At 72.1% G+C, this 20,444-nt stretch carries 1 protein-coding gene; it reads right to left on the reverse strand.

All coding sequences use genetic code 11. The features are described 5' to 3' along the window. Positions 1-38: 38 nt before the first annotated feature. A partial coding sequence (locus ABZW32_RS32550) for a type I polyketide synthase (RefSeq protein ID WP_356222990.1) occupies positions 39-20,444 on the reverse strand: 20,406 nt, incomplete at its 5' end.

The following is a 20,444-nucleotide window of genomic DNA, read 5'->3' on the forward strand; positions in this document are numbered from 1 at the left end:
ATCGGGAATCCGATCGGGCGTCGGTTCGGGCATCAAGGTCAGGCTTTTCCGAATTCGTTGTTGATGATGTCGAAGAGGTCCTCGGCGGAAGCCGATTCGATGACCGTCTCCTCGTCCTCCTGGGCGAGGGCGGCCCGCTCGGTCCTGTTCCAGTTCGCCAGGAGCGCTTCGAGGCGGGCCGTGACGCGGGCGCGTTCCGCGGCGTCTTCCCCGGGGACCGACGAGAGGACGTATTCCAGCTTGTCGATCTCGGCGAGCGCCGGGAGCGCGGGCTCCGTGTCCTCACCGAGGAGTTCCGCGCGGATGTGCGCGGCCAGGGCGGCGGGCGTGGGGTGGTCGAAGACGAGGGCGGCGGGAAGCCGCAGCCCGGTGGCCGCGCCGAGGCGGGTGCGCAGTTCCACGGCGGTGAGCGAGTCGAAGCCCAGTTCCTTGAAGGCGCGGCCCGCCTCCACGGTGGCGGTCCCCTCGTGCCCCAGGACCGCGGCGACGTGGCCGCGGACCAGGCCGAGCAGGGTGCGTTCGGCCTCGTCGGCGCCCATGCCCCGCAGTTCGGCCACCAGCCGTTCGGCTTCGGCGGCGGCGCCGTCCCCGTCGGTGCCGGGGCCGGCCGCCTGCCGTTCGGCGTCGAGGACGCGGAGCACCTCGGGCAGGTCCGCGATGAGCGGGCGCGGCCGGGAGGCGGTGAAGGCCGGGACGAACAGGTCCCAGTCGACGTCGGCGACGGTGACGTTGGTGTCGTCCGCGTCCAGCGCCTGCTGGAGTGCGGCGACGGCCCGGTCGGGGGCCATCACCGGCAGGCCGCGTCGCCGCAGCTGCCCGGCGGCCTCGTCGTCGGCGACGAGCCCGCCCTCGGCCCACGGCCCCCAGGCGACGGCGGTGGCCGTCAGCCCGCGGTCGCGGCGTCGCTGCGCCAGCGCGTCGAGGTGCGCGTTGGCCGCCGCGTAGGCGCCCTGGCCGCCGCTACCCCAGATGCCGGCGATGGAGGAGAAGAGGACGAAGGCGTCCAGCTCCGTGTCGCCGAGCAGTTCGTCGAGGTGGTCGGCCCCGGCCGCCTTGGCGGCGAGGACCGAGGCGACCTCGTCCGGCCCGCTCTCGGAGAGCGGGGTCAGCTGGCCGACGCCCGCCGTGTGGAAGACGGCGGTGAGGGCGGGGGCCGAGGTGTCCTCGCGCAGCGCCGCGAGCAGGTCGCTCACGGACTGCCGGTCGGAGACGTCGCACGCCACGGCCGTGGCGTGGACTCCGAGCCCGGCGAGCTCCGCGACCAGGGCCTGAGTGCCCGGCGCCTGCGCTCCGCGCCGCCCGGCCAGCACCAGGTGCTCGGCGCCGTGGGCGGCCAGCCAGCGGGCGACGTGCGCGCCGAGCGCGCCCGTGCCGCCGGTGACCAGGACGGTGCCGCGCGCCCGCCAGGAGCCGGACCGCGCTCCGGCGTCGGCGCCGGTGGCGGTGGGCGTCGCGGCGGCGTGCTCGACGCGGCGTACGAGCAGGCCCGAGGCGCGTACGGCGATCTGGTCCTCGGCGCCGCTCGCGTCGGCTCCGCCGAGTACGGCGAGCAGCCGGTCGAGCGTCCGGCCGTCGGCGGCGGCGGGCAGGTCGACCAGGCCGCCCCAGCGCTCGGGGTGCTCCAGGGCGATCACCCGGCCGAGCCCCCAGACCTGTGCCTGTGCGGCGCTGCGGACCCGGTCGGCGGGGCCGGTCGCCACGGCGCCCGAGGTCAGGCACCACAGCGGTGCGTCGACCTCGGCATCGCCGAGCGCCTGGACCAGCGTCCCGGTGAGCAGCACCCCGGCGGGCGCGGCCGGGTGGGCCGGGTGCGGGGCCTCGGCGAGGGCCAGCAGCGACACCACGCCCGCCGCCTCCCGGTCCCCGGCGAGGGCCGTACGCAGCCGGTCGGCCACGGCGCCCCGGTCGGTGACGGCCGGGTCCAGCGCGACTTCCCGTACGTCCGCGCCCTGGGCCCGCAGCGCGTCCGCGACGGCGGGGAGTGCGCTGTCGGCGTCCGACTCCGGGGTGACGACCAGCCACGTGCCGGAGGGGCGGGCGGAGACGTCCGCCGCGGGCAGCGGCTTCCAGGTGACGCCGTAGCGCCAGGTGTTGACCACCGAGTGCTCGGTACGCCGGTGCCGCCAGGCGGACAGTGCCGGGAGCAGGGCGCTCAGCGGCTGGTCGGCGTCGATGTCCAGGGTGGCGGTGAGCGCGGCGAGGTCGGCGTTCTCGACGGCCTCCCAGAACGGTGCGTCCACCATCGCGCCGCCCGCGGCGTCGGACCCGGCCGCCGCCGGGCGGTGGGCCTCTTCCAGCCAGTACCGCTTGCGCTGGAAGGCGTACGTGGGCAGGTCGACGCGGCGGGCGCCGCTGCCGGCGAAGTATGCGGCCCAGTCGACGGCTACTCCGTGAGCGTGGGCCCGGGCCAGGGCGGTGACCAGGGCCTCCGCCTCGGCGCGGCCCTTGCGGAGCAGCGGTGCGAAGGTGGCGGCGTCCTCGGTGACGCAGTCCTGGGCGAGGGCGGAAAGCACCCCGTCCGGACCGAGTTCGAGGTACGTGGTCACCCCGGCGGCCTCCAGGGCACGCATCCCGTCGAGGAAGCGGACCGCCTCGCGGACGTGCCGGACCCAGAACTCGGCCGAGCCCATTTCGTCCGAGACCAGGGCACCGGTCAGGTTCGACACGACCGGGATCCGCGGGGCGGCGAAGGCGATGCCCTCCGCCACCTTGCGGAAGTCGGCCAGCATCCCGTCCATGTGCGGCGAGTGGAAGGCGTGGCTGACCGTCAGCCGCTTGGTCTTGCGCCCCTGCGCCGCGAAGGCCTCGGCCACCTTGCCGGCCGCGTCCTCGTCACCGGCGATGACCACCGAGGTCGGCCCGTTGACGGCGGCGATGCTGACCCGGTCGGTCAGCAGCGGCAGGACCTCGTCCTCGGACGCCTGGACGGCGATCATGGCGCCGCCTGCGGGCAGGGCCTGCATCAGCCGGCCGCGGGCCGCGACCAGCGTGCACGCGTCGTCGAGGTCCAGGACCCCGGCGGCGTGCGCGGCGGCGATCTCGCCGATGGAGTGCCCGGAGAGGAAGTCGGGCCGCACACCCCAGCTCTCCACGAGGCGGAAGAGCGCCACCTCGACCGCGAACAGCGCCGGCTGGGTGTAGCCGGTCTGGTCCAGCAGCTCCGCGTCCGTTCCGAACATCACGTCACGCAGCGGGAGTTCCAGATGGCCGTCCATGCGGGCGCAGATCGCGTCCAGGGCGTCCGCGAACACCGGGAAGGCGTCGTACAGCTCACGCCCCATGCCGAGGCGCTGACTGCCCTGACCCGTGAACAGGAAGGCCAGCCCGCCGGAGGAAGCCGTACCGCGCACCGCCCCCGTCGGCTGCTCGCCGGTGGCGAGGGCCTTGAGCGCGGTGAGGAACTCCTCGCGCTCCTGGGCGACGAGCACGGCCCGGTGTCCGAGTGCCGACCGCGACGTGGCCAGGGAGTAGGCGACGTCGGCGGTGGTGTACGGCGCGTCGTCGGATCCGAGCCGGGCGGCCAGGCGCTCGGCCTGGACGCGGAGCGCGGCCTCGCTCTTCGCGGACAGCACCCACGGCACGGGCACGGGCCGCTGCTTCGGCGTGGGCTCCGGCGTCAGGTCCTCGGCATCCGGGGCCTGCTCGATGATGGTGTGGGCGTTGGTGCCGCTGAAGCCGAACGAGGAGATGCCAGCCCGGCGGGGATGGCCGGTCTCCGGCCAGTCCCGCCGCTCGGTCAGCAGGGCGATCTCCCCAGCCTGCCAGTCGACGTGCGGGGTGGGCTCGTCCACGTGCAGGGTCTGCGGAAGCACCCCGTGCTGCATCGCCAGCACCATCTTCATGACGCCGGCCACACCGGCAGCGGCCTGTGTGTGCCCGATGTTCGACTTGATGGAGCCCAGGAAGAGGGGCTGCCCGTCGGTCCGCTCCCGGCCGTAGGTGGCCAGCAGGGCCTGGGCCTCGATCGGGTCGCCGAGGGTGGTGCCGGTGCCGTGCGCCTCGACGGCGTCCACTTCGGCGGCCGACAGGCCGGCGCTGGCGAGGGCGGCACGGATGACGCGCTGCTGGGACGGCCCGTTGGGTGCCGTCAGACCGTTGCTGGCACCGTCCTGGTTGATCGCCGAGCCGCGAATCACCGCGAGGACCGGGTGCCCGTTGCGGCGGGCGTCCGACAGCCGCTCCACGAGCAGCATGCCGACACCCTCACCCCAGCCCGTCCCGTCCGCACCGGCCGCGAAGGCCTTGATCCGGCCGTCGGCGGCCAGACCACGCTGGCGGCTGAAGTCGATGTACGCGCCCGGCGAGGACATGACGGTCACACCGCCGGCCAGGGCGATCGAGCACTCGCCGTTGCGCAGGGCCTGGACGGCCCAGTGCAGGGCGACGAGGGAAGCGGAGCAGGCCGTGTCGACGGTGACGGCCGGACCCTCCAGCCCGAAGGCGTAGGACAGGCGACCGGAGACGACACTCGCCGCGTTGCCGGTACCGAGGAAGCCCTCGATGCCGTCCGGAACCGTCTGGAGCATCGCCCCGTAGTCCTGGCCGTTGGTGCCGACGAAGACACCGGCCTGGCTGCCGCGCACGGCTGCCGGGTCGATCCCGGCGCGCTCGAACGCTTCCCAGGTGGTCTCGAGCAGCAGGCGCTGCTGCGGGTCCATGGCGAGGGCCTCGCGCGGCGAGATCCCGAAGAAGTCGGCGTCGAAGTCGGCGACGTCGTAGATGAAGCCGCCCTCGCGGGCGTAGAACGTGCCCTGCTGGTCGGGATCCGGGTTGTAGAGCCGCTCCAGGTCCCAGCCACGGTTTGCCGGGAACTCACCGATGGCGTCGCCGCCCTCGGACAGCAGATGCCACAGGTCCTCCGGCGTCCGCACACCACCCGGGAAGCGGCAGCTCATCGCCACGATCGCGATCGGGTCGTCGTCGGTCGCGACGGCGACGGGTCCGGCGATCTCGGCCTGGGTCCCGAGGAGTTCGTCGCGGAGGAAGGCGGTGAGGGCGGAGGCCGTCGGGTAGTCGAAGATCAGCGTCGCCGGCAGGGTCACACCGGTGACGGCGCCGAGCCGGTTGCGCAGCTCGACAGCCGTGAGCGAGTCGAACCCGAGCTCCTTGAAGGCGCGTTCGGCGCCGACCGACTCCGAGCCCTGGTGTCCGAGTACAGCGGCGACCTGGGCGCGGACCAGCCCGAGCAGCTCGCGCTCCAGCTCGGCCGCACCGAGCCCGGCCAGCCGGTCGACCGGCGACCCGGCCACCTCGGGCCGGTCGGCGGACCCGGCGGGCCGGGTTTCCAGAAGCTCGGCGAAGAGGGTGCTGGGGCGTACGAGGCTGAAGGCCGGGCCAAACCGGTCCCAGTCCACGTCCGCGACGAGCAGAGCCGCGCCATCCGACGAGCCCACGCTCTGCCTCAGAACGGCCATCGCGGTGTCGGGCGCCATGGGCGGCAGCCCCTCACGCCGCATCCGGGCCTCAAGGGCGTCATCAGCGGCCATACCACCCTCGGCCCACGGACCCCACGCGAGCGAGGTCGCAGCCAGCCCGGCAGCCCGCCGCTGCTCCGCAAGGGCATCCAGATAAGCGTTCGCAGCGGCGTAGTTGCCCTGACCGGCCGCGCCGATGGTGCCGCTCATCGAGGAGAACAGCACGAACGCGGACAGCTCGATCCCGAGCTCGACGGTCAGCTCATGCAGGTTCAGTGCGGAGACCGCCTTGGCCCGCAGCACACTCTCGAACCGCTCAGGAGTCAGCGCGTCCAGCACACCGTCATCCAGCACACCCGCCGTGTGCACCACACCCGTCAGCGTCTCGGCCTCGGCGGCGAGCAGCGTACGCAGGGCATCCCGGTCAGCGGCGTCACACGCCACGACCGCTACGTCCACGCCCAGCTCGGACAGTTCCGCCATCAGCTCGGCCGCACCCGGTGCGTCCGCACCCCGGCGGCTGGTCAGCACCAGCCGCTCGGCGCCCGCACCCGCAAGCCACCGCGCGACCCGGCCGCCCAGAGCACCCGTACCACCGGTGACCAGCACGGTCCCGGACGGCGCCCAAGAGCCCGTGTCCCCGGCAGCCGCGCGAACCAGGCGGCGCCCGAACACCCCGGAGGACCGGACCGCGACCTGATCCTCACCGGCAAGGCCGCCGGCCAGTACGCCGACCAGCCGGGCCATGGCCCGCTCGTCCCACACCTCGGGAAGGTCCACCAGGCCACCCCAACGCTCCGGAACCTCCAGAGCGGCGACCCGGCCCAGACCCCACACCTGCGCCTGAACCGCAGACACAAGGCGATCCGAACGGCCCACACTCACCGCACCCCGGGTCAGGCACCACAACGGCGCCCCCACCCCGGCGTCGCCCATCGCCTGAAGCAGCCCAGCCGTGGGGGCCACCCCGGCGGCCTCGTCCAGCGCCAGCAGCGACACCACACCGGCCACGGGGCCGGCCACGGCCAGCAGCCCGCCCAGCGCGTCCCGGTCCGTACCGGGCTCGACCACGAGGCGGCGCACCTCGGCACCGCGTGCCGCCAGCGCACCCGCGACGGCCGTGTCGTCCACGTCCCCGGCAGGCGTCACAAGCAGCCAGGTGCCCAACAGCCCGTTACCGGCGGCGGAGTCCGTCAGCGGCTTCCACGACACCCGGTAGCGCCACGCGTCCACCTCGGAGCGGGTCCGCAGGCCGCGGCGCCACGCCGACAGGGCGGGCAGGGCCGGCAGGACGGTGTCCCAGGCGTTCTCGTCGTCCAGGTCCAGGGCGGCGGCGAGGGACTCCATGTCCTCACGCTCCACCGCGTCCCAGAAACGGGAGTCCATGTCGTCCCCGGAGCCCTTGCGGGCTGCCGGAGCCGCCGGCATCTCCAGCCAGTAGCGCTGGCGCTGGAAGGCGTACGTCGGCAGCTCGATGCTTCGGGCACCCGTACCGGCGAAGTAGGCGGACCAGTCCACCGCCGCACCCCGCACGTGGGCCTGAGCCAGTGCGGCGACGGCCGTCTCCGGCTCGGGCCGCCCACCGCGCAGAACGGGTACGAAGCCGGCGGTCTCGCCGCTCACGCATTCCTGGCCCAGGGCGGAGAGCACGCCCGACGGACCGATTTCGAGGTACGTCGTCACGCCGGCCGCTTGGAGGGCCTGCATGCCGTCGAGGAAGCGGACGGCTTCGCGGACGTGGCGGACCCAGAACTCGGCCGAACTCATCTCGTCCGAGACGAGAGACCCGGTCAGGTTGGAGACGAGCGGGATGCGCGGAGCGGCGAAGGACAGTCCCTCCACCACCTGGCGGAAGTCGTCCAGCATGCCGTCCATGTGCGGCGAGTGGAACGCGTGGCTGACGGTGAGGCGCTTGGTCTTGCGGTCGGAGAGAGCCTCCACGACCGCGACGGCGGCGTCCTCGTCACCGGCGATGACCACCGAGGTGGGGCCGTTGACGGCGGCGATGCTCACGCGGTCGGTCAGCAGCGGCAGGACCTCGTCCTCCGAAGCCTGCACCGCGATCATCACGCCACCACCCGGCAGCGCCTGCATCAACCGGCCACGTGCCTCCACCAGCGCGCACGCGTCGTCCAGCGACAGCACCCCCGCCACGTGCGCGGCGGCGATCTCACCGATCGAATGCCCGGACAGGAAGTCGGGCTTCAGACCCCAGGCCTCGACCAGCCGGAACAGTGCCACCTCGACCGCGAACAGCGCGGGCTGGGTGTAGCGCGTCTCGTCCAGGAGACCTGCGTCCGTACCGAACAGCACGTCCTTCAGCGGCAGTTCGAACCGCGCACACACCTCATCAAGGGCGGTCGCGAACACCGGGAAGGCGTCATACAGCTCACGCCCCATGCCCAGGCGCTGACTGCCCTGGCCGGTGAAGAGGAAGGCGAGCTTGCCGGAGACCGGCGATCCCTCGACCACACCGGCCGGCGTACGGCCGTCCGCCAGCGCCGCGAGCCCGGCCAGCAGCCCCTCACGGTCAGCGGCGAAGACCGTCGCCCGGTCCTCGAACAGCGCCTTGCCCGACGCCAACGACCACGCGACGTCCACCGGACGCACATCGGGCGCGGACAGGACGAAGGACTGAAGACGGCGCGCCTGCGCCCGCAGGGCGTCTTCACCCTTCGCGGACAGCGTCCACGTCACAACCGGCAGCGGGGCGTCCTCCGCAGACGCCTCTGCCACGTCGGTGACCGGCGGCTGCTCGATGATCGTGTGCGCGTTCGTGCCGCTGATGCCGAAGGAGGAGACGCCCGCGCGGCGCGGGCGGCCGGTCTCCGGCCACTCCACCGCATCGGTCAGCAGGCGGACATCGCCCGCCTCCCAGTCGATCTGCGAGGACGGCGCGTCCACGTGCAGCGTCTTCGGCAGCACACCATGCCGCATCGCCATGATCATCTTGATCACACCGGCCACACCCGCAGCAGCCTGCGTGTGACCGATGTTCGACTTGATCGAACCGAGCAGCAGCGGCTGCTGGGCCGACCGGTCCTGCCCGTACGTCGCCAGCAGCGCCTGCGCCTCGATCGGGTCACCCAGCCGGGTCCCCGTGCCGTGCGCCTCCACCGCGTCGACATCCGCGGTCGACAGACCCGCGCTGGCCAGCGCCTCGCGGATCACCCGCTGCTGCGAAGGCCCGTTCGGGGCCGTCAGACCGTTGCTCGCACCGTCCTGGTTGATCGCCGAACCGCGCACCACCGCCAGCACCGGATGCCCGTGACGACGCGCGTCCGACAGCCGCTCCACCAGCAGCATGCCCGCGCCCTCGGCCCAGCCGGTCCCGTCCGCACCCTCCGCGAAGGACTTGCAACGACCATCGGTCGCCAGACCACGCTGGCGGCTGAAGTCGATGAACGTCTCCGGCGTCGCCATGATCGCGACACCGCCGGCCAGTGCCATGTCGCACTCGCCGTTGCGCAGGGCCTGGATCGCCCAGTGCAGCGCGACGAGGGAGGACGAGCAGGCCGTGTCGACCGTGACGGCCGGACCTTCCAGGCCGAACGCGTACGAAACGCGGCCCGAGGCGATGCTGCCGGAGATACCAGTGCCGAGGTATCCCTCGACGCCCTCGGGCAGCTCTTCGCCGTTGCCGTAGCCGGTCGCGTAGTCGTGGTACATGACGCCGGCGAAGACGCCGGTCCGGCTGCCGCGCATGGACGTCGGGTCGATGCCCGCCCGCTCGAAGGCCTCCCACGAGGTCTCCAGCAGCAGACGCTGCTGCGGGTCCATCGCCAGGGCCTCGCGCGGCGAGATCCCGAAGAACGCCGGGTCGAACTCCGCCGCCTCGTGCAGGAAGCCACCCTCACGCGTGTAAGACGTACCCGCATGGTCCGGGTCCGGGTGGTAAAGCGCCTCTCCGTTCCAACCGCGGTCGGTGGGGAAGGCCGTGATGCCGTCCTGGCCCGAGGCGACGAGCTGCCACAGGTCCTCGGGCGTGCGCACCCCACCGGGGAAGCGGCAGCCCATGCCCACGATCACGATCGGGTCGTCCACCACACCGGTGACCGGCCGAACGCGGGCCATCAGCTGCCCGCGGCCGAGGTTCTGCTCGTCGGCTCCGGTGGTCAGGGCGAGTTCGGCCAGGAGGTGGCGGGCCAGTGCGACAGGGGTCGGGTAGTCGAAGATCAGCGTGGGCGGCAGACGCAGACCGGTCTCCGCCTTCAGTACGTTCCGCAGCTCCACAGCCGTCAGCGAGTCGAAGCCCAGATCCCGGAAAGCACGCTCGGCATCCACCGCCCCCGCACCCGAGTGGCCCAGCACCGCGGCGACCCGCCCGCAGACCAGCTCCAGCAGCACACCCTCCCGCTCGGCCACCGGCAGCCCCGTCAGCCGCGCGACCAGCGGCGAGCCACCCTCTGCACCGCCGTCCCGCCGCTCCACCATCCGGCGCGCCGGAACCCGCACCAGCGACCGCAGCAACGCGGGCGTCGAACCCGCAGACACCGCCTGCGCCCGCAACACCGCGACGTCCAGGTGCATCGGCAGCAACACCGCCGCATCCACCACCATCGCAGCATCGAAGAGCGCCAGGCCCTCGTCAGCGGCGAGTGCGGCGACGCCCTCTCGGGCGATACGGCGGAGGTTGGCCTCGTCAAGGCTCGCTGCCATTCCGGCACCAGCTGCGCCGTTGCTGCTCTGCGGGGCCCACAGGCCCCAGGCGAGCGCCGTCGCCGGCAGCCCCTCGGCCCGCCGCTGCTCGGCCAGACCCTCCAGGAACGCGTTCGCCGCCGCATAGTTCGCCTGCCCCGCAGCACCGAACGCCGCAGCCGCACCCGAGAACAACACGAAGGCATCCAGGTCCAAGTCCCTGGTCAGCTCATGCAGGTTCCAGGCCGCGTCCACCTTCGGGCGCAGTACCGCTGCCACCCGCTCCGCCGTCAGCGACGCCAGCACACCGTCATCCAGCACACCCGCCGTGTGCACCACACCAGCCAGCGGATACTCAACCGAAACACCGTCCAACAAGGCGGCCAGCGCATCCCGGTCAGCGATGTCACACGCCACCAGATCAACGTGCGCACCCAGACCGGCCAGCTCCGCGACGAGCTCGTCCGCACCCTCGGCCGCCGGACCCCGACGGCTCGTCAGCAACAGCCGCTCCACCCCGAACGCCGTCACCAGATGCCGGGCAAAAAGCCGGCCCAGGCTGCCCGTGGCACCCGTCACCAGCACCGTCCCCGACGGACCGAAACCAGCCTCCGCCCCAGCCACGCTCTCCGAAGACAGCACACGCACCAGACGCGGAACACTGACCACACCCGCCCGGACCGCCAACTCCGGCTCACCCGAAGCCAACGCAGCCGCGATCACCCCAGCCGAAGCGTCCGCGTCCAGATCCAGCATCACCAGCTGACCCGGATTCTCCGACTGCGCCGACCTCAGCAGACCGCGCACCGCGCCGCCCGCCAGATCGCTCACACCCGCACCGGCCCCAACAGCCACCGCACCCGACGTCAACCACACCAGACGCGTACCGGCGAACCGCTCATCCGCCAGCCACCCCTGCACCAACTCCAACGCCGCACCGACCGCCCCATGGACAGCCCCCACGACACCCTCAGCCGACACCCCGACAGACGGAGCAACAAACACCGCGTCCGGAACCGGCTCACCCGCCTCCAACGCCACCACAAGGGCATCGACATCGGCATACTCGGTGACCTGCGCATCCGTGGTGCCCAGACCGAACTCGTCCCGGCCCAGCACCGCCCAGCGAAGGTCTGCCGGCTCCACCGGCGCACCGGCCCCGGCAGCCACCCACTCCACGCGGAACAGCGACTCCACGTGAGCGGCACCCGCCGCGTTGACCTGCTCGGCAGAAGCCGGACGCAACGTCAGCGACTCAACCGCCGCAACCGGCCGACCCGACCCGTCCGCCACCCACAACGCCAGCGCACGCTGATCACCCGCACCCGTCGCCACCAACCGCATCCGCAGCGCCGAAGCACCCACGGCATACAGGGAGACACCGGCCCACGAGAACGGCAGTTGCGCGCCGGTCTCGGCCGCGGCGGGGTCGCCGTGGCCGATGGCGTGGAGTCCGGCGTCGAGCAAAGCCGGGTGCAGCCCGAACCGGGCCGCGTCCTGATGACCCTCTTCGGGGAGCGCCACCTCGGTGAACAGATCCGTGCCGCGCCGCCATGCGCTCTTCAGTCCCTGGAACAGCGGCCCGTAGGCCATGCCGTCCCCGGCGAGTTCCGCGTAGAGCCCGCTGACGTCGACCGGTACCGCGTCCACCGGCGGCCACACCGCCAGCTCACCGAACTCCGCCGCAGCCTCAGAACGCGCGCCACTGGCCAGCACACCCGACCCGTGACGCGTCCACAACTCCTCCCCCACACCGTCCTGACGCCGCGAGTACACGGCGAACGCCCGCCCACCACCCGCAGCCGGCGCCTCGACCACCAACTGCAGCTGGACACCGCCCCGCTCGGGCAGCACCAGCGGCGCCTCCAGCGTCAGCTCCTCCACCACATCACAACCGACCTGGTCACCGGCACGCAGCGCCAGCTCCACGAAAGCCGTACCCGGCAGCAGCACACCACCGTGAATCACGTGATCGGCAAGCCAGGGATGGGTCTCCAGCGACAGACGACCGGCAAGCAGCACCCCGTCCGAGTCAGCCAGAGCAACCGTCGCACCCAGCAGCGGATGCGCCGCGTCACCGAGACCGATCGACTCCGGGTCCCCGCCCACGAACGCCACCGCACTGGGCCAGAACCGCTGCCGCTGGAAGGCGTACGTCGGCAGATCCACCCGCCGCGCACCCGTACCGGCGAAGAAGGCGGACCAGTCCACCTTCGTGCCCTGTACGAACGCCTGGGCCACGGCGCGGACCAGGGATTCCGCCTCAGGCCGGTCCTTGCGGAGCACGGGCACGAAGACGGCGTCCTCGTTCACGCACTCCTGCGCCAGCGCCGACAAGACACCGTCCGGACCGAGCTCGACATACGTCGTCACACCCGCGCCCTCAAGAGCCCGGATCCCATCCAGGAACCGCACGGCATCCCGCACGTGCCGGACCCAGAACTCGGCCGAGCCCATCTCATCGGAAACGACCGAACCGGTCAGGTTGGAGACGATCTGGATCCGCGGGGTCTCGAAGGCCAGCCCCGCCACGACCTGGCGGAAGTCGGCCAGCATCCCGTCCATGTGCGGCGAGTGGAAGGCGTGGCTGACCGTCAGCCGCTTGGTCTTGCGCCCCTGCGCCACGAAGGCCTCAGCGATCGCGACCGCCGCGTCCTCGTCACCGGCGATCACAACCGACGTCGGACCGTTGACAGCGGCGATGCTCACCCGGTCGGTCAGCAGCGGCAGGACCTCGTCCTCCGACGCCTGCACCGCGATCATCACGCCACCGGCCGGCAGCGCCTGCATCAGCCGCCCACGCGCCGCCACCAGCGCACACGCGTCCTCCAGCGACAGCACACCCGCCACATGCGCGGCGGCGATCTCACCGATCGAATGACCGGCCAGGAAGTCAGGCTTCAGACCCCAGGCTTCGACCAGCCGGAAGAGTGCCACCTCGACCGCGAAGAGTGCGGGCTGGGTGTAGCCGGTCTGGTCCAGCAGCTCCGCGTCCGTCCCGAACATCACGTCGCGCAGCGGGAGTTCCAGATGTCCGTCCATGCGGGCGCAGATCGCGTCCAGGGCGTCCGCGAACACCGGGAAGGCGTCGTACAGCTCACGCCCCATGCCGAGGCGCTGACTGCCCTGACCCGTGAACAGGAAGGCCAGCCCGCCGGAGGAAGCCGTACCGCGCACCAGCCCGGGTACGGGTTCACCGGCCGCGAGAGCGTTCAGCGCGGCGACGAACGCCGCCGGCTCCTCGGCTACGACCGTGGCCCGGTGTTCGAGCGCCGACCGCGACGTGGCCAGGGAGTAGGCGACATCGGCGGGCGACGGCATCTCCTCGTTCGAGGCGAACCAGGCACCGAGACGCTCGGCCTGGACGCGGAGGGACGCCTCGCTCTTCGCGGACAGCACCCACGGCAGGACACCGGGACGTGCCTGCGGCGACACGGCCGGCTCCGTCTGCTCGACGTCCGGGGCCTGCTCGATGATGGTGTGGGCGTTGGTGCCGCTGAAGCCGAACGAGGAGATGCCGGCCCGGCGCGGGCGGCCGGTCTCCGGCCAGTCCCGCCGTTCGGTCAGGATCTGGATGTCGCCCGCCGTCCAGTCGACGTGCGGGGTGGGCTCGTCCACGTGCAGGGTCTGCGGAAGCACCCCGTGCTGCATCGCCAGCACCATCTTCATGACGCCGGCCACACCGGCAGCGGCCTGCGTGTGACCGATGTTCGACTTGATCGAACCGAGCAGCAGCGGCTGCTGGGCCGACCGCTCCTGGCCGTACGTCGCCAGCAGGGCCTGGGCCTCGATCGGGTCACCCAGCCGGGTCCCCGTACCGTGCGCCTCGACGGCGTCCACTTCGGCGGCCGACAGGCCGGCGCTGGCGAGGGCGGCACGGATGACGCGCTGCTGGGACGGCCCGTTGGGTGCCGTCAGACCGTTGCTGGCACCGTCCTGGTTGATCGCCGAGCCGCGGATCACCGCGAGGACCGGGTGCCCGTTGCGGCGGGCGTCCGACAGCCGCTCCACGAGCAGCATGCCGACACCCTCACCCCAGCCCGTCCCGTCCGCACCGGCCGCGAAGGCCTTGATCCGGCCGTCGGCGGCCAGACCACGCTGGCGGCTGAAGTCGATGTAGGCGCCCGGCGAGGACATGACGGTCACACCGCCGGCCAGGGCGATCGAGCACTCGCCGTTGCGCAGGGCCTGCACAGCCCAGTGCAGCGCGACGAGAGAAGCCGAGCAAGCCGTGTCGACGGTGACGGCCGGACCCTCCAGCCCGAAGGCGTAGGACAGGCGACCGGAGACGACACTCGCCGCGTTGCCCGTACCGAGGAAGCCCTCGATGCCCTCCGGGATGACCTGGAACGTGCCGTCGTAATCCTGGCCGTTGGTGCCTACGAAGACACCGGCCTGACTGCCGCGCACGGTCGCCGGATCGATCCCGGCCCGCTCGAACGCTTCCCAGGTGGTCTCGAGCAGCAGGCGCTGCTGCGGGTCCATGGCGAGGGCCTCGCGCGGCGAGATGCCGAAGAAGTCAGCGTCGAAGTCGGCGACGTCGTAGATGAAGCCGCCCTCACGGGCGTAGAACGTGCCCTGCTGGTCGGGATCCGGGTTGTAGAGCCGCTCCAGGTCCCAGCCACGATCGGCCGGGAACTCACCGATGGCGTCACCACCCTCGGACAGCAGACGCCACAGGTCCTCCGGCGTCCGCACACCACCCGGGAACCGGCAGCTCATCGCCACGATCGCGATCGGGTCGTCGTCCAGAGCCGGGCCCGCGACGACCACCGGACCGGCGATCTCGGCCTCGTTGCCCAGGAGTTCGTCGCGGAGGAAGGCGGTGAGGGCGGAGGCCGTCGGGTAGTCGAAGATCAGCGTCGCCGGCAGGGTCACACCGGTGACGGCGCCGAGCCGGTTGCGCAGCTCGACAGCCGTGAGCGAGTCGAAGCCCAGCTCCTTGAAGGCGCGTTCGGCCCCGACGGCGTCGGCGCCGTCGTGCCCGAGTACTGCGGCGACCTGAGCGCGGACCAGCCCGAGCAGCTCCCGCTCCAGCTCGGCCGCACCGAGCCCGGCGAACTTCCCGACCGGCGCACCGACGGATTCCGCACGGGCTGCCGTACCGGCAGGGTGGGTCTCGGGCAGCTCGGCAAAGAGCATGCTGGGCCGTACCGCGGTGAAGGCCGGGCCGAACCGCACCCAGTCCACGTCGGCGACCAGCAGAGCCGCATCACCCGACGAGCCCACGCTCTGGCGCAGAACGGCCATCGCGGTATCGGGCGCCATGGGCGGCAGCCCCTCACGGCGCATCCGGGCCTCAAGGGCGTCATCAGCGGCCATACCACCCTCGGCCCACGGACCCCACGCGAGCGAGGTCGCAGCCAGCCCGGCAGCCCGCCGCTGCTCGGCAAGGGCATCCAGGTAGGCGTTCGCAGCGGCGTAGTTGCCCTGACCGGCCGCACCGGTCATCCCGCTCATCGAGGAGAACAGAACGAAAGCCGACAGCTCGATCCCGAGCTCGACAGTCAGCTCATGCAGGTTCAGCGCAGACGTGGCCTTCGCCCGCAGCACGCTCTCGAACCGCTCAGGGGTCAGCGCATCCAGCACACCGTCATCCAGCACACCCGCCGTGTGCACCACAGCCGTCAGGCCCTCGGCCTCAGCGGCGAGCAGCGTACGCAGGGCATCCCGGTCAGCGGCGTCACACGCCACCACCGACACCTCGACGCCGGTCTCCGAGAGCTCAGCTGCCAGCTCGGCAGCGCCGGGCGCGTCGGCGCCCCGACGGCTGGTCAGCACCAGCCGCTCAGCGCCCGCACCGGCCAGCCACCGCGCGACCCGGCCGCCCAGAGCACCCGTACCACCGGTCACCAGCACGGTCCCGGACGGCGACCAAGAGCCCGTGTCCCCGGCAGCCGCACGAACCAGCCGACGCCCGAACACCCCGGAGGACCGGACCGCGACCTGGTCCTCACCGGCAAGGCCGCCGGCCAGTACGCCGACCAGCCGGGCCATGGCCCGCTCGTCCCACACCTCGGGAAGATCCACCAGACCGCCCCAGCGCTCCGGAACCTCCAGAGCGGCGACCCGGCCCAGACCCCACACCTGCGCCTGAACGGCCGAGACGAGGCGGTCCGAACGGCCCACACTCACCGCACCCCGGGTCAGACACCACAACGGCGCCCCCACCCCGGCCTCACCCAGCGCCTGAAGCAGCCCAGCCGTGGGGGCCACCCCGGCGGCCTCGTCCAGCGCCAGCAGCGACACCACACCCGCCACCACACCAGAAGCCGTCTCAGCCAGCGCGGCACGCACCGCACCGCCCTCGACCACCACCCGAAGGACCTCAGCCCCCCGAGCGGCCAGCCCCTCCACCACAGCCGAGTCATCCACACCACCGGCCGGAACAACCACCAGCCACACACCGGAAAGCCGCGCACCCCCCACGGAGTCCGTCAGCGGCTTCCACGACACCCGGTAGCGCCACGCGTCCACCTCGGACTGGGTCCGCAGGCCGCGGCGCCACGCCGAGAGGGCCGGCAGGACCGAGCTCCACGCGCCCTCGTCCTCCATCTCCAGCGTGTCGGCGAGGGACTCCATGTCCTCACGCTCCACCGCATCCCAGAAACGGGAGTCCAGATCACCTGCGAGACCGCTCCGCGCAGCCGAGCCCGTCAGTTGCAGCCAGTAGCGCTGGCGCTGGAAGGCGTACGTCGGAAGCTCGATCCGGCGGGCGCCCGTACCGGCGTAGAAGGCGGACCAGTCCACCTCCACACCCCGCACATGTGCCTGGGCCACGGCGCCGACGAACGTCTCGGCCTCGACCCGTCCTGCGCGCAGGACGGGGAGGAAGGCGGTGTCGGCGTCACCGGTCAGGCAGTCCTGCGCCAGCGCCGACAGCACCCCATCGGGGCCGATTTCGAGGTACGTCGTGACGCCGGCTGCCTCAAGGGCCCGAACGCCGTCGAGGAAGCGGACGGCTTCGCGGACGTGGCGGACCCAGAACTCGGCCGAACCCATCTCGTCCGAGACGAGAGACCCGGTCAGGTTGGAGACGAGCGGGATGCGCGGGGCAGCGAAGGACAGCCCCTCCACCACCTGGCGGAAGTCGTCCAGCATGCCGTCCATGTGCGGCGAGTGGAACGCGTGGCTGACCGTCAGCCGCTTGGACTTGCGATCCGCGAAGGCCTCCACAACCGCGACGGCCGCGTCCTCGTCACCGGCAATCACGACCGAACGCGGCCCGTTGACGGCGGCAATGCTCACGCGCTCGGTCAGCAGCGGCAGGACCTCGTCCTCCGACGCCTGCACCGCGATCATCACGCCACCACCCGGCAGCGCCTGCATCAACCGGCCACGTGCCTCCACCAGCGCGCACGCGTCGTCCAGGGAGAAGACGCCCGCCACGTGCGCGGCGGCGATCTCACCGATCGAGTGCCCGGACACGAAGTCGGGCTTCAGGCCCCAGCTCTCCAGGAGCCGGAAGAGCGCCACCTCGACCGCGAACAGCGCGGGCTGGGTGTAGCGCGTCTCGTCCAGGAGAGCTGCGTCCGTACCGAACAGCACGTCCTTCAGCGGCAGTTCGAACCGCGCACACACCTCGTCCAGCGCGGTCGCGAACACCGGGAAGGCTTCATACAGCTCACGCCCCATGCCCAGGCGCTGGCTGCCCTGACCGGTGAAGAGGAAGGCGAGCTTGCCGGAGACCGGCGATCCCTCGACCACACCGGCCGACGTACGGCCCTCCGCCAGCGCCGCGAGCCCGGCCAGCAGCCCCTCACGGTCAGTAGCGAGGACCGCCGCCCGGTCCTCGAACAGCGCCTTGCCCGACGCCAACGACCACGCGACGTCCACCGGACGCACATCGGACGCGGACAGCACGTACGACTCAAGCTGACGCGCCTGCGCCTGAAGAGCGTCCTGACCCTTGGCCGAGAGCACCCAGGGCACCACCGGCAGCGCTACGCCCACTCCCGGCACTTCTGCCACGTCGGTGACCGGCGGCTGCTCGATGATCGTGTGCGCGTTCGTGCCGCTGATACCGAAGGAGGAAACACCCGCCCGGCGCGGGCGGCCGGTCTCCGGCCACTCCACCGCATCGGTCAGCAGGCGGACATCGCCCGCCTCCCAGTCGATCTGCGAGGACGGCGCGTCCACGTGCAGCGTCTTCGGCAGCACACCATGCCGCATCGCCATGATCATCTTGATCACACCGGCCACACCCGCAGCAGCCTGCGTGTGACCGATGTTCGACTTGATCGAACCGAGCAGCAGCGGCTGCTGGGCCGACCGCTCCTGCCCGTACGTCGCCAGCAGCGCCTGCGCCTCGATCGGGTCACCCAGCCGCGTACCCGTACCGTGCGCCTCCACCGCGTCCACATCCGCGGTCGACAGACCCGCACTGGCCAGCGCCTCGCGGATCACCCGCTGCTGCGAAGGCCCGTTCGGAGCCGTCAGACCATTGCTCGCACCGTCCTGGTTGATCGCCGAACCGCGCACCACCGCCAGCACCGGATGCCCGTGACGACGCGCGTCCGACAGCCGCTCCACCAGCAGCATGCCCGCACCCTCGGCCCAACCGGTCCCGTCCGCACCCTCCGCGAAGGACTTGCAACGACCATCGGTCGCCAGACCACGCTGGCGGCTGAAGTCGATGAACGTCTCCGGCGTCGCCATGATCGCGACACCGCCGGCCAGTGCCATGTCGCACTCGCCGTTGCGCAGGGCCTGGATCGCCCAGTGCAGCGCGACCAGCGACGAGGAGCACGCCGTGTCGACAGTGACCGCCGGGCCCTCCAGGCCGAAGGTGTAGGCGATACGGCCGGAAGCGATGCTGCCGGCGTTCCCGGTGCCGAGGTATCCCTCGACGCCCTCGGGCAGTTCGTCTCCCGCACCGGCGCCGTCTCCGATGCCGATGCCGCTCACGTAGTCGTGGTACATGACGCCGGCGAAGACGCCGGTCCGGCTGCCCCGCATGGACATCGGGTCGATGCCCGCCCGCTCGAAGGCCTCCCACGAGGTCTCCAGCAGCAGACGCTGCTGCGGGTCCATCGCCAGGGCCTCGCGCGGCGAAATGCCGAAGAACGCCGGGTCGAACTCCGCCGCCTCGTGCAGGAAGCCACCCTCACGCGTGTAAGACGTACCCGCATGGTCCGGGTCCGGGTGGTAAAGCGCCTCTCCGTTCCAACCGCGGTCCGTCGGGAACGCCGTGATGCCGTCCCCACCCGAGGCGACCAACTGCCACAGGTCCTCGGGCGTGCGCACCCCACCGGGGAAGCGGCAGCCCATGCCCACGATCACGATCGGATCGTCCGCCACACCCGCGGCGGTCCGTACCGGCGTCCGCCGACCATGCTCAACCCGGCCACCGGCTCCGGTGGTCAGGGCGAGTTCCGCCAGGAGGTGGCGGGCCAGAGCAACAGGAGTCGGGTAATCGAAGATCAGCGTGGGCGGCAGACGCAGACCGGTCTCCGCCTTCAGTACGTTCCGCAGCTCCACGGCCGTCAGGGAGTCGAAGCCCAGATCCCGGAAGGCACGCTCGGCATCCACCGCCCCGGCACCCGAGTGGCCCAGCACCGAGGCGACCCGCCCGCAGACCAGCTCCAGCAGCACACCCTCCCGCTCGGCCACCGGCAGCCCCGTCAGCCGCGCGACCAGCGGCGAGCCACCCTCCGCACCGCCGTCCCGCCGCTCCACCATCCGGCGCGCCGGAACCCGCACCAGCGACCGCAGCAACGCGGGCGTCGAACCCGCAGACACCGCCTGCGCCCGCAACACCGCGACGTCCAGGTGCATCGGCAGCAACACCGCCGCATCCACCACCATCGCCGCATCGAAGAGCGCCAGGCCCTCGTCGGCCGCCAGTGCGCCGACCCCGTCCCGGGCGATGCGCCGCAGATCGACCTCGTCGAGCCGACCCGCCATACCGCTGCCACCGCTCTGCGGGGCCCACAGGCCCCAGGCGAGCGCGGTCGCCGGCAGCCCCTCGGCCCGCCGCTGCTCGGCCAGACCCTCCAGGAACGCGTTCGCCGCCGCATAGTTCGCCTGTCCCGCGGCACCGAACGCCGCAGCCGCACCCGAGAACAACACGAAGGCCGAGAGGTCGAGCTCGCGGGTGAGTTCGTGCAGGTTCCAGGCTGCATCCACCTTCGGACGCAGTACCGCTGCTACCCGCTCCGCCGTCAGCGAGGCCAGCACACCGTCATCCAGCACACCCGCCGTGTGCACCACACCAGTCAGCGGGTACTCAACCGCAATACCGTCCAACAGAGCGGCCAGCGCATCCCGGTCAGCGATGTCACACGCCACCAGATCGACGTGCGCACCCAGACCGGCCAGCTCCGCGACGAGCTCGTCCGCACCCTCGGCCGCCGGACCCCGACGGCTCGTCAGCAACAGCCGCTCCACCCC

This window comes from Streptomyces sp. NPDC004667, assembly GCF_040609475.1.
Classification (GTDB): Bacteria; Actinomycetota; Actinomycetes; order Streptomycetales; family Streptomycetaceae; genus Streptomyces.